The sequence below is a fragment of the Corynebacterium sp. HMSC035E02 genome, assembly GCF_001836065.1.
Classification (GTDB): domain Bacteria; phylum Actinomycetota; class Actinomycetes; order Mycobacteriales; family Mycobacteriaceae; genus Corynebacterium; species Corynebacterium hiratae.
This window is the reverse complement of sequence record NZ_KV827330.1, coordinates 72,760-87,246: the sequence shown is the minus strand read 5'-3', so window position 1 is coordinate 87,246 and position 14,487 is coordinate 72,760. Positions and strand designations below refer to the sequence as shown.

15 protein-coding genes and 1 tRNA gene are annotated in these 14,487 nt (G+C 61.9%); 9 read left to right on the top strand and 7 right to left on the bottom strand.

Going from position 1 to position 14,487, the window contains the following annotated elements; all coding sequences use genetic code 11:
- The first annotated feature begins 315 nt into the window (after nt 1-315).
- From HMPREF2635_RS03845 to msrB, 5 genes are all read left to right on the top strand, one after another.
- Nucleotides 316-390, top strand: a tRNA-Val gene (locus HMPREF2635_RS03845).
- 270 nt (nt 391-660) lie between these two features.
- Nucleotides 661-1,548 carry a TDT family transporter gene (locus tag HMPREF2635_RS03840; RefSeq protein WP_070821300.1) on the top strand — a complete coding sequence of 296 codons (888 nt, stop codon included), beginning with the start codon at nt 661-663 and terminating at the stop codon, nt 1,546-1,548.
- Between the two features lie 57 nt (nt 1,549-1,605).
- Entirely contained in the window at nt 1,606-2,256 is a 651-nt protein-coding gene (locus tag HMPREF2635_RS03835) for a dihydrofolate reductase family protein (protein WP_049157483.1), read from the top strand.
- 11 nt (nt 2,257-2,267) lie between these two features.
- Nucleotides 2,268-3,464, top strand: a complete 1,197-nt coding sequence (locus HMPREF2635_RS03830) for a glycosyltransferase family 87 protein (RefSeq protein WP_070821299.1) — start codon at nt 2,268-2,270, stop codon at nt 3,462-3,464.
- Nucleotides 3,461-3,874: a peptide-methionine (R)-S-oxide reductase MsrB gene (msrB, locus tag HMPREF2635_RS03825; protein ID WP_070547092.1), complete on the top strand. Its 414-nt coding sequence runs from the start codon at nt 3,461-3,463 to the stop codon at nt 3,872-3,874. Before HMPREF2635_RS03830 ends, msrB begins: the two co-directional genes overlap by 4 nt.
- A gap of 34 nt (nt 3,875-3,908) precedes the next feature.
- Here msrB and hemQ read toward each other — a convergent pair whose 3' ends face one another.
- Entirely contained in the window at nt 3,909-4,610 is a 702-nt protein-coding gene (gene hemQ / locus HMPREF2635_RS03820; protein WP_046648171.1) for a hydrogen peroxide-dependent heme synthase, read from the bottom strand.
- Nucleotides 4,611-4,735: 125 nt separating this feature from the next.
- Between hemQ and HMPREF2635_RS03815 the strand changes: the two genes are divergently transcribed.
- A complete protein-coding gene (locus HMPREF2635_RS03815; RefSeq protein ID WP_175973075.1) occupies nt 4,736-5,401 on the top strand; it encodes a DUF3000 domain-containing protein in 666 nt (221 codons plus the stop codon).
- Nucleotide 5,402: 1 nt separating this feature from the next.
- The gene (locus tag HMPREF2635_RS03810; protein WP_070821298.1) at nt 5,403-6,650 is read left to right on the top strand and encodes an HRDC domain-containing protein; all 1,248 of its coding nucleotides are present in this window, start codon (nt 5,403-5,405) and stop codon (nt 6,648-6,650) included.
- Here the strand turns inward: HMPREF2635_RS03810 and dxs are convergent.
- From dxs to dut, 5 genes are all read right to left on the bottom strand, one after another.
- Complete coding sequence (gene dxs / locus HMPREF2635_RS03805) at nt 6,631-8,559, bottom strand: 1-deoxy-D-xylulose-5-phosphate synthase (protein WP_070513166.1); 1,929 nt, start codon at nt 8,557-8,559, stop codon at nt 6,631-6,633. The genes HMPREF2635_RS03810 and dxs overlap by 20 nt on opposite strands.
- Nucleotides 8,560-8,672: 113 nt before the next feature.
- A complete protein-coding gene (locus HMPREF2635_RS03800; protein WP_070821297.1) occupies nt 8,673-9,989 on the bottom strand; it encodes a class I SAM-dependent RNA methyltransferase in 1,317 nt (438 codons plus the stop codon).
- Entirely contained in the window at nt 9,976-10,674 is a 699-nt protein-coding gene (locus tag HMPREF2635_RS03795; RefSeq protein ID WP_118783626.1) for a DUF3159 domain-containing protein, read from the bottom strand. Before HMPREF2635_RS03795 ends, HMPREF2635_RS03800 begins: the two co-directional genes overlap by 14 nt.
- 183 nt (nt 10,675-10,857) lie before the next feature.
- A complete protein-coding gene (locus HMPREF2635_RS03790; protein ID WP_070821295.1) occupies nt 10,858-11,775 on the bottom strand; it encodes a DUF3710 domain-containing protein in 918 nt (305 codons plus the stop codon).
- A gap of 39 nt (nt 11,776-11,814) precedes the next feature.
- Nucleotides 11,815-12,291 (bottom strand): dUTP diphosphatase, encoded by a 477-nt coding sequence (gene dut, locus HMPREF2635_RS03785; protein ID WP_070516901.1) that lies wholly within the window; start codon nt 12,289-12,291, stop codon nt 11,815-11,817.
- A gap of 124 nt (nt 12,292-12,415) precedes the next feature.
- Between dut and HMPREF2635_RS03780 the strand changes: the two genes are divergently transcribed.
- The gene (locus tag HMPREF2635_RS03780; protein ID WP_070821294.1) at nt 12,416-12,952 is read left to right on the top strand and encodes a DUF3093 domain-containing protein; all 537 of its coding nucleotides are present in this window, start codon (nt 12,416-12,418) and stop codon (nt 12,950-12,952) included.
- Nucleotides 12,953-12,996: 44 nt separating this feature from the next.
- On the opposite strand, the gene HMPREF2635_RS03775 is transcribed toward HMPREF2635_RS03780, so the two are convergent.
- Entirely contained in the window at nt 12,997-13,287 is a 291-nt protein-coding gene (locus HMPREF2635_RS03775) for a DUF4193 domain-containing protein (RefSeq protein WP_070513154.1), read from the bottom strand.
- Nucleotides 13,288-13,608: 321 nt separating this feature from the next.
- On the opposite strand from HMPREF2635_RS03775, the gene ppgK reads away from it, so the two are divergent.
- Complete coding sequence (gene ppgK / locus HMPREF2635_RS03770; protein ID WP_046648180.1) at nt 13,609-14,406, top strand: polyphosphate--glucose phosphotransferase; 798 nt, start codon at nt 13,609-13,611, stop codon at nt 14,404-14,406.
- Nucleotides 14,407-14,487: the final 81 nt, after the last annotated feature.

The window sequence follows — 14,487 nt, the reverse complement described above, 5'->3', positions numbered from 1 at the left end:
ATGCGCTACCAACTGCGCTACATCCGCATTGCACGTTCCCGGCCGGTATGCCGTGGTGCGAGAAGAAACTTTATCGTGCGCCGCCGTAGTTTCCAAATCCGCAGCCCACGGCACTAATCCCCAGACTCCCCAAAGCCTGCGGATTACATCAGTGTGATTGAGACTGCAGTTACAGCGAGCGGCGGCGATGACAACAAGAGACCCCCTACCGATTCCACCACGACAGCCAGCGCCCACACATACAGCTTAAAGCGCGTTTGAGCTGGACGATTAGGGGGTTACTACACGCGCGGTGTACCTTAAGTGCTGCACCGAGGTTCTATAGCTCAGTGGGAGAGCGTTCCGTTCACACCGGAAAGGTCGCTGGTTCAATCCCAGCTAGAACCACCATCATAACTGCAGGTCAGAGACCTGCAGCATGTGGCACAAGCCTTCGCGTGGATACTATGTGGATTATAAATCTACATTAATGGTTTCTCGCGGGGGCGTTTTCTCATTGTGCCTCATCTTGGCCACAAGGGCTAGACGAAAACCTCGACGCGTTGGGGACACGGCACGGTTACACAAGACTGCATGACATTGAACCTGCCCCCCCTCGCACACTTATCCGATTGCTCCATAAGGGTTCGATAGCAACAAGTGCAGGAATAGGGTGATTTTGTGCGGTTGCCAAAGTGTGGCCCGGCCTGGGCCGGCGCCTTGATGGGTACCTCGATTGCATCGACTTTGTCGGGGTTGCATGGTTTAGGCGTAGCGCAGTTCGTCTTCGCTTTTATCGCAGCGGTGCTGCTGGTGATTTTTACCGCGGGGACGAAGAATGAGCCTCCCCGGCACCAGAACATGGCGGCGTGGGGCATGTACACGATGGGGCTGCTGGCGTGCGGCTCGGCATGGACCGCGCTTACCGGAAGCGATGCCTTCCAGTTGGCAAGTTGGTGGATTGGTGCACCGCTATCGGTGGTGGTCTGTTTGTGGCAGCTATGGGGGTTGTTCAAACAGCCGCACCTCTACGACAAGCCCGCTTTTCCTTGGGGCCTGGCACTTGTTTCTCCCATGGTGGCGGCGACCTCCGCAGGTCAGTTGGCTATGAACCACGGGCAGTTCTACCACTTTGCCGGCGAGCTATGCTTCTTCCTCACGTTCATCACCGCAATTCCACTCTTCGCCTACTGTTACTGGTCCCTTGCACAACGCCGAGATAGGCCGCGCGGGGCAGCTGCAGGGACAGCGTGGATCCCGCTCGGCGTGGTTGGACAGTCAACGGCGGCCTCGACACTGCTTTTTGACGCCCACCTCTACGGCATCATCATGTTCATCATTGGAGCACCCTGCGTCGCATTCGCAATGTACTGCTTCTACCGAGCGGTCTTCGAGTGGACTCCCTACAGCCCCGGCTGGTGGGGCTCGACCTTCCCGGTCGGAACACTGTGCCTAGGTTCATGGGATGAAGGCTGGCACCGGTTGTCCTTCGTTCTCTTGGTGCTCTTATTGCTTCATTGGGGAGCCTGCGCGCTGCGCTTCAGCGCTTGGCGGCTCCAGCGCGCCTAATGGCATGAGATCCACCTCCCCAGGCGGTAACCGCCCTTTGAGGTACCGTGGGGCGCCATGAGTGAGACTGCGCTGACAGAACGCCTACTGGGGCCAGACCGAGAAGGAATCCGCTTGATTGCGGTGAGTACGCTCCACGGCTCCGCCACCATCGATGGCACTTCCGGCCCCATGGGTAACGACACTGACGCCGAGCTCTTCGCGGCTTTACGCGAGTGGGCCGATATTGCCGTCGTCGGCTCAGCCACGGTGAAGGCGGAGGAATATGGGCCGTCGACAAGCACGCGCCTCGCCGTGCTTAGCCACTCCCTCGAATTTGCCGGTTTCGAGGATTTCATTGCCGCAGGCCCCATCGTGCTTACCCCGGCAGAGCGCGCGTCTTCGCCCGAGGCACAGCGCTTGGCCGACGCCGGCGCCGAAGTCATCAGCACAGGTACCGGAACCATGAGCGAGGCTGTTTCAGCTCTTCACGCTCTAGGCGCGCGCCGCATCAGTTGCGAAGGTGGCCCATCCGTTTATTCCGCCTTTATCGCAGAAGGCCTCGTCGACCAGCTTTATCTGACGCTCGATCCGCACCTTTCCCCTTCCGTCGAAAAGCCCGTCGTCGACGGCGAGGCCACCTCCCCCGCGCTCAAGCTCGAGCTGGAGAACGTCGACACCGTCGACAGCACGGTGTTTCTGCGCTACCGGCGCGCACAAACCCCGTAAACTTTGCTGCCGTGACTTCTCCGGCTCCCTCATCCCCAGCTTCCGCGCGACTGTGGACGGCCGCCGCCTGGCCCGCCGCCATCGTTTTAGTCCTTCACCGCGTGTTCGTGCTCGCTGTTAACGGCTCGGTGACTGATGACTTCGGCACCGTCTACCGCGCGATCCGGAGGTTGTGGGAAGGCAACCCGGTTTATGAACAGAACTATTCCTTCGTGGAACCGCTCTACCTGTATAACCCAGGGGCCACCGTCCTGCTGTCTCCCTTAGGACTCGTGTCTGAGGAACACGCGCGCATCGCCTTCATTCTGGCCAACGCCGCTGCCATCGTCGCTGCCTTGGCTCTGCTGACCCGCTTCGTAGGTCACAGCCTGCGGGGCCCGCTGTTACCGGTGAGCATCGCCGCAGCCTTCGCTACCGAATCAGTCATCAACACGTTGGTCTTTACCAACATCAATGGCTTGTTGCTGCTCGCGATGGTGGCGTTTCTGGTCTTGTTGGACAAGCACGGATGGGCCGCCGGGCTGTGCATCGGTCTGGCAATTCTGGTCAAGCCACAATTTGCCCCGCTGCTCTTCCTCGCCTTGGTGCGCAAACGCTGGCTCACCTTAGGTTTGGGCGTGGCTATACCGCTGGGGAGCAACGTTGCTGCATGGCCGTTCGTTCCGGGCGCGGAAGGCTTCCGCGCCAACCTTCTTCCTTACCTGTCCACCACGCGCGACTACGCCAACGCCTCATGGCCGGGCGTGCGCGCTTACTTCGATCTCCCCGGCGTCATCTACTACCCCATCTGGATCCTTTTCGCGGCGCTAGCCGCAGTGGCGATCCTCGGTCTGCTGCGCTGGCGCGACAGCGAGCCGACCTTCTGGGCGCTGAGCACAAGTGGTGCCATCATGGTCGGGATCTTCTTCCTTTCCTCCTTGGGACAGCAATACTACTCCATGTGGCTTATCCCAATGCTGTTTACGGTGGTGCTGGGCCGCTCGGTCTTCCACACGTGGGGAGCATGGTTGGCCGCATTTTTATTCTTGGCGCCGCTCGAGTGGACGTCGTCCAGCATGCCCACCGCCGCGCACTGGATGAGCGTGTTCATCGCCACCATCGGGTGGGGCCTGCTCATCGTCGTGACCGCTGCCTCCGTGGCCGGCTGGTGGAGCGCGGAACGAGGGGCTAGCCGGCAAGCTCAGTCGAGCGATAAGATTCCCGCATGACTGATTTCAAGCTCATTGCCGATACCGAATGGCGCCAGCGCCTGAGTCCTGAGGAGTACCACGTCCTGCGTGAGGCCGGCACCGAGGCACCGCACGTCGGCGAATACACCAACACCACCACCGAAGGCGTGTACTCCTGCCGAGCCTGCGGCGCCGAGCTCTTCCGCTCCACGGAAAAGTTTGAATCGCACTGCGGATGGCCGTCCTTCTTCTCCCCTTTGGCTGGCAACGCCGTCATTGAGCGCGAGGACAATTCACTGGGCATGCGCCGCATTGAAGTGCTGTGCGCCAACTGCGAGTCCCACCTAGGCCACGTCTTCGAAGGCGAGGGATACGATACGCCGACGGACCTGCGCTACTGCATCAATTCCATCTGCCTCAACCTAGAAGAAAAGCCGGTCGAGGACTAAACCCTCAACCGGCTTCCGGCGCTATAACGACCCTTTAAGGCAAAATCGCGATGAGCTCAGCCACATCCTTCACGCGGCGACCGGTGTGGAAGGGAATCTCCTCGCGCACGTGGTGGCGCGCCTCGGTGTAGCGCATGAGGTACATCAGATCCACGATGCGGTGCAGCTCCGGGGCCTCAAAGGCCAGGATCCACTCGTAGTCACCCAGCGCGAAGGCCGGCACGGTGTTCGCGCGCACGTCCGGATAATCACGCGCCTGCATGCCGTGCTCCATGAGGATGCGGCGGCGCTTTTCCTCGTCCATGGTGTACCAGTCGTAAGAGCGCACGAAGGGGTAGACGGAAATCCACTCACCGGGCTCCTCGCCCATGATGAAGGACGGCAGGTGGGACTTGTTGAACTCCGCCGGGCGGTGCAAGGCGTTTCCTACCCACGTCACCTCAGAGACCTGGCCCAGGACGGTCTCGCGGCGGAAGTCCGCGAAGGCCTTCTGGATGTCGGCGAATTCCTCAGCGTGCCACCAGATCATGAAGTCAGCGCTCTCCCGCATTCCGGACAGATCGTAGATACCGCGCACGGTAACCACGCCTGCTTCCTCGAGCTCAGAGAAGAACTTCTGCGCCTGCGCGACGATCTCCTCGCGCTCAGTGCCCAGCGCCCCCGGGATGACCTGGAACACCGCGTGCTGCGAGTAGCGCTGGACCTTGTTGAGCTCGGCGAAGTTGACCTTCGACATGCCTCTCTCCTTTTTTCAACCGACAAAGTTTCTTATCCATCATAAGTTGGAGACGCCCTCGCGCGCCACTAGCCTTTCGGCGCGCCTTCCACCGCCACACGGGCGGAGCTTATACCTTGATCCCCGTGAGCAATTCCGACGTTTCTTCGCGCAACCTTGCAGGGGCACCGACCAACCTGCACGATCGCGCCGCCGCCTCTCCCGCCGAATCGCGCCCCGCAGAACCGAGCACTCCGGCTGCCTTCACGGAGGCCGTCGAGTCCCTCCACGCTGCGCAGCTGCGCCCAGAAATCACCTTGGGCACCATCCGACCCCCGCAGCGACTGGCCCCGTTCAGCCATGCCATTGGCCTGGAGGTTGAGCGTCACGAGCAGGAGGAGGCTATCCCCACCGACTCTGAGGGTGATGCCTTCGGCCGCCTTATCCTGTTGCACGACCCAGGCGCTGAGGAAGCCTGGGAAGGTGCGATGCGCCTGGTGGCCTACATCCAGGCAGACTTGGAGGATGCCGTAGCCGGGGACCCGCTGCTTCCCGACGTCGCCTGGGAGTGGCTCACCGAATCCCTCGACGTGCGCGAGGCAACACACACCAACCTCGGAGGTACTGTCACCTCGACTGCTTCGGTGCGCTTCGGCGAGATCGGAGGCCCTCCGCGCGCCTATCAGTTGGAAATGCGCGCGTCCTGGACTGCAGCCGACCTGGATCTTGCCCCACACGTCGAGGCTTTTGCACAGGTGCTTTCTCTCGTCGCAGGCCTGCCGCCCGAGGGCGTCACCGAGCTCGGGCGCTAACATGAGCGAACTGCGCCAGGTCCCCGTCGACGGCACGCCAAAAGTCCTGCTTTCTCCCCGTGAGTTCCAGGCGGGTGCTGCGCGCCTGGCCGCGGGGACTGGACCCTTCGCAATTGATACCGAACGCGCGTCGGCCTACCGCTTCGATGACCGCGCCTTTCTAGTGCAAATTCGCCGGGAAGGCGCAGGCACGCTTTTGTTTGCCCCGGAGAATCGTCGGCATGAACTGAGTTCCGCGCTAGCGCCGGTGCTCAACGGCCAGGACTGGGTAGTCCACGCCGCCCCTTCCGATCTCCCCTGTCTGGCCTGGCTGGGGCTACACCCCGGAACACTGTTCGATACCGAGCTTGCCGCCCGCTTCGCCGGTTTTGCGCATCCCAACCTGGGGGCGATGGTGCTGGAGCTGTTCGACGTCGAACTGGAAAAGGGTTACGGCGATTCCGATTGGTCCCAAACACCCATTCCCCGGACATGGCGCAACTACGCGGCGCTCGATGTGGAGCTGCTCAACGAACTTGCTGTGACGTTGCGAGACATCCTTGCGGAAGAAGACAAACTCGACTGGGCCTTTGAAGAATTCGACCGGATCGTCGACGAGCATGCCGGGATTACCGGCCCTGAGCCTCGAACGTGGCGGGAGCTGAAAGGTGTGTCTTCGCTACGCACACGCGAACAGCTCGCCGTGGCTCGCGAGTTATGGCAACGCCGTGAATCCATCGCACGTTCCCAGGACATCGCCCCCAACCGGGTGCTGCCGCACCGCGTGCTCGTGGACATAGCGCGCCGCGTGCCTCGCACCCCGCACGACATCAATCAGATTAAAGGTTTCCCCCGCCGCCGCGGTGGGGCTACGTTGCGCTGGCTCGATGCCGTCACGACTGCGCTGGATAGCCCGCGCCAGGAGTGGCCAAAGCCGCTGCGCAGCCCCCGCCCGGTGCCCTCCAAATCAGTATTCAACCGGGATTTTCCCGAGCTGTGGCAGCTCTACTGCGAGATCCGCCATGACTTCGAGGACCTCGGTGACGAACTGCGCATGAGCTACGAGCTGATCCTCAAACCCAGTCTGATACGTACAGCGGTGTGGGCAGCGTTCGGGCCAGAAGGCGGCGTCGCGGGGGAGATCGCGGAAGATGCCGATATCCCCGATTTCCTGCGCTCCCAGGGCGCGCGCGACTGGCAAGTCGAACTGGCCACGCCGCTCCTGCAGCGCGGGTTAGCCCGGATGCGCCCTACTCGCCCGCGCTCTTAGCAGACTCCTCAGCGTCGCGTGCAGCTACCCACTCACGCACTGAGTTCGCAATGCCTTCCGGGGTCAAGCCAAAGTCCTCGAGGATTTCTCCACGGCTGGCATGCTTGGGGAAGCAGCCGGGTACGCCGAGCCTGTGTACTGGAGTGTCCACATCGGCGGCGTCGAGGGCCTCGGCCACCATGGACCCCACACCGCCCCGCAGGATGCCATCCTCCACCGTCACCACGAGATCGTGATCGGCCGCCAACGCGATGATGGATTGCGGTACCGGTACCGGCCAGCGCGGGTCCACGACGGTCACGTTGAAGCCTTGGGCTTCGAGCAGCTCAGCTGCACCCAGGGAACGCGCGCTCATGGCACCGATGGCGACGATAAGCACATCAGTAGCCTCCTCCGTAGCGGCAGCAGCATCGGAATAGCTCAGGATGTCTACCCCGTCATCGAGCCGCTTGAGTTCGTCGCGGTCATCAAGGAGGTTGCCCTTGGGGAAGCGCACCACGGTCGGGCCATCCTCGATTGCGATGGCTTCGTTAAAGAGTTCCCGCAGGCGGGCACCATCGCGCGGGGCGGCGATGCGCATGCCGGGGACGATGCTCATGAGCGCCATATCCCACACACCGTTGTGTGAAGCACCATCAGAGCCCGTGACACCGGCGCGGTCGAGGACAATGGTCACTGGCAGCTTGAGCAGCGCAATGTCCATGATGACTTGGTCCACCGCACGGTTGAGGAACGTAGAGTACACCGCCACCACCGGGTGCATCCCGGCCAGCGCCAGACCGGATGCAGAAGCCATGGCATGCTGCTCAGCGATGCCGACATCAAAGAAGCGCTCCGGGAACTCCTCTTGGAAGGGAGTTAGCCCCGTCGGCCCAGCCATGGCGGCAGTAATGGCGACGATGTCCTCGCGGGCGTGGCCGGCCTTGATCAATTCTTCCGAGAACGCCGCAGTCCACCCCGGTTGCTTCTGTCCCTTGGATACACCGGTGACCGGGTCGATGGCGCCGGTGGAGTGCATCTGGTCCTTCGGCTCGTTGACCGCAGGAGCAAAGCCATGCCCCTTCTCGGTGACCGTGTGCACGATGATGGGACCGTCATAGTCGCGGGCGTAGCTCAGCGCCCGCACAACTGCCTCAATATCGTGGCCGTTAATCGGGCCAATGTATTTGATGCCCAGCTCCGGGAACATCTCCGTGGGCATGACGGTCGACTTCACACCCTCCTTGACCGCGTGCAATGCATCAAAGGTGCGCTCGCCTACCCAACCCATGGACTTGAGGCGCTTCTTGCCCAGCGCCATGAACTCGTCGTATCCGTGCTGCGCACGAATGCGCCCCAGGTTCTCTGAGAGGCCGCCGATCGTCGGCGAATAGGAACGCCCGTTGTCATTAACGATGATGACAACGTTGCGGTCCTTGTCGGCAGAAATGTTGTTGAGGGCTTCCCAGCACATGCCGCCGGTAAGGGCGCCATCGCCCACGACCGCCACGGCATTGCGGTGGGATTCACCCCGAATCTTGAAAGCCTTGGAGAGCCCGTCCACCGTGGATAGCGCTGCCGAGGCGTGGGAGGATTCGGTCCAGTCGTGTTCTGACTCTGCGCGGTCCGTGTAGCCGGACAAACCGCCCTTCTGACGCAGCGTATCGAATTGGGAGGCGCGGCCCGTGAGCATTTTATGCACGTAGGACTGGTGTGACGTGTCGAAGACGATGGGATCCCGCGGGGAATCGAAGACCCGATGGATCGCCACCGTGAGCTCCACGACGCCCAGGTTAGGGCCTAGGTGGCCGCCTGTAGCGGACACCTTCTCAATAAGGCGCTGACGGATTTCCGCCGCGAGCTCAACCAGTTGCGTCTTGCTCAGGGCTTTAAGATCGCCTGGTGAGTGAATGGAATCCAGAATGCCCATAGAGCTTGCCTTAAACCCCTTCATCGATCGTTTTCTTCTTTACCACCGTACCCGTTGACACGCGTGACGCGTCAATCATTGCCCGACCACTCCCGCGGCGCCCCCTGTGCGCCCTAGGCCAGTGGAACCAGGAGTGCCAGGGTTTCAAAGTGATGTGTCCCGGGGAAAGCATTCACCATGGCGAGGCGCTTCGCGCGGTAACCATGCTCCGACCAAGCAGCCAAGTCCCGGGCGAACGTAGCAGGATCGCAACCGATATGCAGGATGCGTTGCGGCTTTGCCGCGGCGACAGCGGCCACCACGTCGTTGCCAGCACCGGTACGCGGCGGATCCAAAATCACCGACGCCGGCTGCGGAAGCTGGCTGGCCACCTGCTCCACCTTGGCGGTGCGGAAGTGCACGTCAATGCCTGCGAGCCCCGGCTGCGGCGCCGCTGCTGCGGGCGAATAATCGACGGAATACACGGTCGTGTGCCCGCCCTGGGGTGCGGTGACCTCTGCGAGCGCGGGAACGAACAGGCCAACGCCGCCATACAGATCCCAGGCCACTGCATGTACAGCGGACTCGTCCGCTGCCTCAGGTTCACCGCCGTTCCCGTGGCCTTCTGCGCCGAGCCACTCGCGTGCAAGGCTGGTGTAAACGTCCGGTGCTCCGACGTGCGCCTGCCAAAAAGCGGTGGGCGGGAAGCGGAACTCGTGGCCGTCAGCACGCTGCACCACGTTCTCAGTTGGCGCCTCGATGACCTCTCGAATGGTCTCGATTCGCCGCCCCCGCGGCGCCTTCCGGGTTTCCACGACGTGCCTATTGCCGTCGCTATCCATGACCGCGATTACCTCTGCACCTGGATTAAAGGTACGGGCATCAGGCCCCACTAGGCCGTCGACGAGCCCCGGAATCAGCTGGCTGCACGCAACGTCGGTGACGAGCTCCGTGGAGCCACGCTTGCGCAGACCAGCACGGCCCTGCTTGTCGACGCCCAACCGCACTCGCGTACGCCACCCGCGATGCGGTGCCACATCGATGGTCTCGACGTCGGGAGCATCCTCGATGTGAGCCACGCGGCGCAGCTGATCGAGCAAGACTGCGACCTTGATGTCTGGCTCCGCCGCGGGATCGAGCTCAGCGAAGTCACAACAGCCGGCGCCACGCTGCGCGGCCGGGCACGCAGATTCGACACGGTAGGGCCCAGGTTGTACGACGGAACTCAGCGCGGCTTCCACAAAGGACTTCTTCACCTTGGTCGCAGTCACCGTGACATGGTCGCCGGGGAAGGCACCCGGGACGAAGCACACGCGCCCGTCGGGGGCCGCCCCGATTCCGACACCGCCGTGCCCCATACGTTCGATGGTGGTGTCGAATGACTGCCCTTTGCTCAGGCTTCCAGCAGCGGCGCTCTGATCTTTCGCAAAGTTGTGATCAGTCGCGGTCATGGATCTTCTCCTTAGAGTTGTCGCCGCCCTGCGACGTAGTGTCGCCGCCCTGCGCTTCCTCCACGGCGGCATTCGCGCGGCGCACCATCCAGATAGTGAGGAGGGTGACGATACCCGTTAACGGCCAGCCCATGAGAATGCGGACGATACCAAGCGTTGTGGTGGCATCGGCATCGTAGAGCGCGCGTTGCACCGCAAAACGGGCGATGAACACCGTCGCCCATCCGGCGGTGGCATAGGCATAGGAGCGTCGCGCCCGTGGCACTGTGCGCCACCCCATGTCCTCACCGTTGAGGCCTTTCCATACCACGCCGACAAGCGGCCAGCGCAGAATAATGGAAACGATCGCGACGATGAACAGCACGAGCGACATCCAAATTCCGTAGAGGAAATAGCCTTTGGCATCCCCGGTAAACCACGCGATTCCGGCGCAGATGGCCACGCCCAGCAGACCAGAAAAAGCTGGTTGCAGGGTTTCCTTGCGGGCCAGGCGCCACAGGCTGATAGCCAGCGCCACGCCCAGTGCCGCAACAAGCGCCGGCCCCAACCCCCAGACGTTGTTGACCGGGATGAGAACCAGCACGGGCAGGGTCGCAGACACGAGCCCGGTCAGCCCACCCATCTGGTCGAGCAACGACGGCTCCGGATCAGCTTCTGGCGACACCGTCGCTTGTTCCGCCGCCATGTCGGCGCCAGGATTCGAGGATGGCTCAGGGGCAGGTTCAGTAGCGTGCTCGGCGCTATCGTGGTCATGCGCAGACGCCGGGGTGCGGTAAGGCTCGCGCTCTTCGGGAGTAGGGCTGGTCACGTGCTTAAGGGGTCCTTTTCGGTAGTGCCGGAGGGGTCTGGACCGGCAGGCTGAAGTGCGCTACTTGTTCTCGTTGTCTTCGAGGTCGCGCAACTGCTCGCGGGCCTGGGACTCCGCGGTCTTCTCTGTATCCGTGGCCGTGTCCGCTGCCGCTGCACTATCCGCGCTGTCTGCCTGCGCGGCCTGCTGCTGGCGTTCCTTCAGCGCCTGCTGAACTTGCTCAGCCAGCTGCTGCGGAAGCGTGACAGGCAGGGAGCTGCCAGCCAGGATGGGATCCTCACCGCGGTAGACAAAGGTGCGGGCAACGACTTCGCGCCCTAGCTGCGCCAATTCCTCTTCCTTGCCGGCAGGTGCAGCCAGGGTCAAGCGGTACATCCACCGCGGGCCCTCCACACCGATAATGCGTATGCCGCCTTTCTCGCTGCTGCCAACGATCTCAGAACCCCACGGGCCATCCTCCGGGTGGGCAGCGAAACCATCGGCTTCCAAGCCTTTGATGATGTCCTCCGCAGACTCCGCCCACTGCCCCGGCGTGCGCGGCGCGGCAAAGGCCACTGGGGTCATGCGGCCGTGTGGGGTGAGAATGTGGAGCATGCGCGGGCCTTCCTGGCCCATCTCCACCTGGACCTGTGAGCCCTTCGGCAGCGGGATGCGCAGTGAGCCCAGATCCAACAGGCCTACGGAGAAGTCCTCAAAGTTAAACTCAGCGATGTCGACATTATCGCCATCGTAGGGACCCATGTCGCCGTTGATGGCATCGTGAGCCACAGCCTTCACGGCTAGAGAAGCTTGAGCATCATCTTCATCCTCACGGACAAGACCAGTGGTTGGCTCGGGAGCGGCCTCAGTGGCGCCATCGTTTGCGTTCTCCGCTGCCGGGTTCACTGTGGTGGTGTCCTCGGCCACGGCCTCGGTAGCCGCCTCTTCCTGGTGGACGGCAGAGTTCTTCTTCTTTTTTCCAAAGGGCCACATCGCCATAGTTTAAGCCTTCCTCATTCCGTGTCTGCTTTGTTGAACTTAGTTAACGCCGGTTGATCCATACCCGCCGTCGCCACGAGCGGTGTCATCAAGTTCCTCGACTTCCTGGAAGCCCACCAGCTCCACGCGTTGGACAATCAACTGCGCGATACGCATTCCCCGCGTGACCTCAAAGGTCTCCTCTGGGTCGTGATTAATGAGGCATACTTTAATCTCACCGCGATACTCGGCGTCGATGGTGCCGGGGGTATTCACGACGGAGATGCCGTGCTTGGCCGCCAGGCCCGAGCGCGGGTGGACCAAGCCTACCGTGCCCATCGGCAGGGCAAGGGCAATGCCCGTACCGACAAGAGCGCGCTCGCCGGGCCGCAAAGTAACGTCGTGAGCAGCGTAGAGATCCGCGCCCGCATCGCCGCCGTGAGCGCGATGCGGTAGCGGAAGCTCCTTATCAAGGCGCTTGACCTGAATGTCGCCGAAGGGACTAACTGGATCTACGAGAGGGTGTTGCTCATTCACGCGGCCCAGCCTACCTTGTCCCCTCCATCCCCAACCGTCAGGGCTGGAAGCCGCGTCAGCCTGGCAGCCGCGCCTACTCTGCGTGTTGGGCTCTCCCCTTCCCCGACGGCTAGACTCGAAGGTCATGACTTCGAGTTCTTCGTCTGCTTCCCCCTCGGCACCAGCCGCTTCCCCAGTGATCCTCTACCGTGAGCGCCAATGGGTGCCGTGGTACTGGTGGCTGATGACGGCCTTTGTTGTAGCGATCTCCACCGCCACAGTCAGCCTCAACCGTGGAATCATGTGGGTCATCGTCCCCGCCATCCTGCTCAGTGCCATCGCCGCGTGGGTCCTGCTGACATGGTCCAACACGGTGGTGCAGGTGGAACAGGATGCCGACGGCACACGGTGGCTCACCGTCAAGGACGCGCAGCTGCCGAACGATGTTGTCGCCCGCAGTACCGTGGTGCCGGCCACTGCACGCCGCAACGCGCTCGGTCCACAGCTCGATCCGGCTGCCTTCCTCGTCACACACGGCTGGGTACCCGAACACGTCATGCTCGTCCTCGATGACCCCGAAGATCCAACGCCCTACTGGCTCATCGGATCCACCAACCCCGAAAAACTCCTCGCAGCCTTTGTCCCCGAGCAGGCCGCAGCAGCTACAAGGCGCAGCAATTAAGGCTTGAATTAAGGCCTCAGCCACGCCTCGGTGAAACTGGCCTACTAGGCGCAGTCCATGCAGATTGGCTCGCCGTCCTCTTCATGGTCAAGGCGCTTGTTGGACTGCACCAAGAAACATACAGAGCAGGTGAACTCGTTTTCTTTGCGCGGAACGACGGTGACGTTGAGCTCTTCACCGGTCAGGTCCACTGACGGCGGTTCGAAGGCCTCGACGATTTCTCCATCGTCATCCATGCCATTGTTATCGCTTTCAGCCGCCTTCAGGCCCTCGAGGGAATCGGCCTCGAGGTCGTCTTCAGCGCGGCGACGCGGTGCGTCATAATCCGTGGCCATAATGCTTGCCCCTGTGAGTCAGATCGATAAGTATGTGTATTTATCGACGGCATCCTAAACCAGACTGGCCTCTGTGTCACACTCGCCCCGCCGTGGGGGCACCAAACCCTGCACTATCCTACCCCCTATTACTCCTCCTTCACCCCTGTGACCTGCTGATTCCAGCTCTATAGCGGGCCGCAAGAATTTCATCACAGTCTGTGCTTACCGCCAGCCCAAAAAGCGCGTCACGCACCGCAAACCGCACGGCACTACCGCTACTGCCCTTTTCATCCCTCGGATCATGCCGCATCATCGCGCGGGCCCACATAGACTGTCGGTATGACCGCCCATGAATCACAGCACCAGGACACGAAACCGAGCCCGCAGCACGAAGGCCACGCCTTCGGCATCGATGTTGGAGGCTCTGGCATCAAGGGTGCCGAAGTCGACCTCGCAACGGGAGAGTTCGTTGGTGACCGCCTCAAGATTGCTACTCCCCAGCCCGCAACGCCGGACGCCGTCGCCAAGGTGATTGCCCAGATCATCGAAGAGAAGAACTGGGACGGTCCCGTCGGCATTACCATGCCAGCGGTGGTAAAGGACCAGGTAATCCGCAGCGCGGCAAACATTGATAAATCCTGGATCGGCACGGATGCACAGGAATTGTTGAGCTCATACCTCGACGTTCCTTTTACCGTGCTTAACGACGCCGACGCGGCCGGCCTCGCCGAGGTGGCTTATGGCGACGAGATTGCGCGCTCCGGCCCCGTCATCTTCCTCACTTTGGGCACTGGTATTGGTTCCGCTTTCCTGCTAGATGGCCAGCTTTTCCCCAATACGGAGATTGGGCACCTCATCGTTGGCGAGAAGGAGGCGGAGCACCAAGCTTCTTCAGCCGTCAAGGACCGCGAGGGGCTCAAAACCAAGCAGTGGGCGAAGCGCGTCAACCGCGTACTCCACGAGTATGAGGCCCTGTTTAACCCTTCAGCCTTCGTCATCGGCGGAGGAATTTCCCGCAAGTTTGACAAGTGGGGAGAGCACCTCCGCATCGAAACGCCCGTCGTTGCAGCTCAGCTTCGCAATCGCGCCGGTATAGTAGGCGCAGCCATGGCAGCACAAGAAGGTATTCGCCCATAAGGCAACCGGGGGCCAGCATTTCCGAGTTGACCCCAGTCACCGCCTAGTGCAAGAAATGATCTATACTGGGCTGTCGATTAT

Bases quoted from the DNA above. Each gene is read 5' to 3' on its own strand.
- dxs (WP_070513166.1), bottom strand. From the start codon at position 8,559: ATGGGCATTCTGGATTCCATTCACTCACCAGGCGATCTTAAAGCCCTG.
- HMPREF2635_RS03780 (WP_070821294.1), top strand. From the start codon at position 12,416: ATGACTTCGAGTTCTTCGTCTGCTTCCCCCTCGGCACCAGCCGCTTCC.
- HMPREF2635_RS03795 (WP_118783626.1), bottom strand. From the start codon at position 10,674: ATGGCGGCGGAACAAGCGACGGTGTCGCCAGAAGCTGATCCGGAGCCG.
- HMPREF2635_RS03775 (WP_070513154.1), bottom strand. From the start codon at position 13,287: ATGGCCACGGATTATGACGCACCGCGTCGCCGCGCTGAAGACGACCTC.
- HMPREF2635_RS03810 (WP_070821298.1), top strand. From the start codon at position 5,403: ATGAGCGAACTGCGCCAGGTCCCCGTCGACGGCACGCCAAAAGTCCTG.
- HMPREF2635_RS03790 (WP_070821295.1), bottom strand. From the start codon at position 11,775: ATGGCGATGTGGCCCTTTGGAAAAAAGAAGAAGAACTCTGCCGTCCAC.
- ppgK (WP_046648180.1), top strand. From the start codon at position 13,609: ATGACCGCCCATGAATCACAGCACCAGGACACGAAACCGAGCCCGCAG.
- HMPREF2635_RS03800 (WP_070821297.1), bottom strand. From the start codon at position 9,989: ATGACCGCGACTGATCACAACTTTGCGAAAGATCAGAGCGCCGCTGCT.
- HMPREF2635_RS03835 (WP_049157483.1), top strand. From the start codon at position 1,606: ATGAGTGAGACTGCGCTGACAGAACGCCTACTGGGGCCAGACCGAGAA.
- msrB (WP_070547092.1), top strand. From the start codon at position 3,461: ATGACTGATTTCAAGCTCATTGCCGATACCGAATGGCGCCAGCGCCTG.
- hemQ (WP_046648171.1), bottom strand. From the start codon at position 4,610: ATGTCGAAGGTCAACTTCGCCGAGCTCAACAAGGTCCAGCGCTACTCG.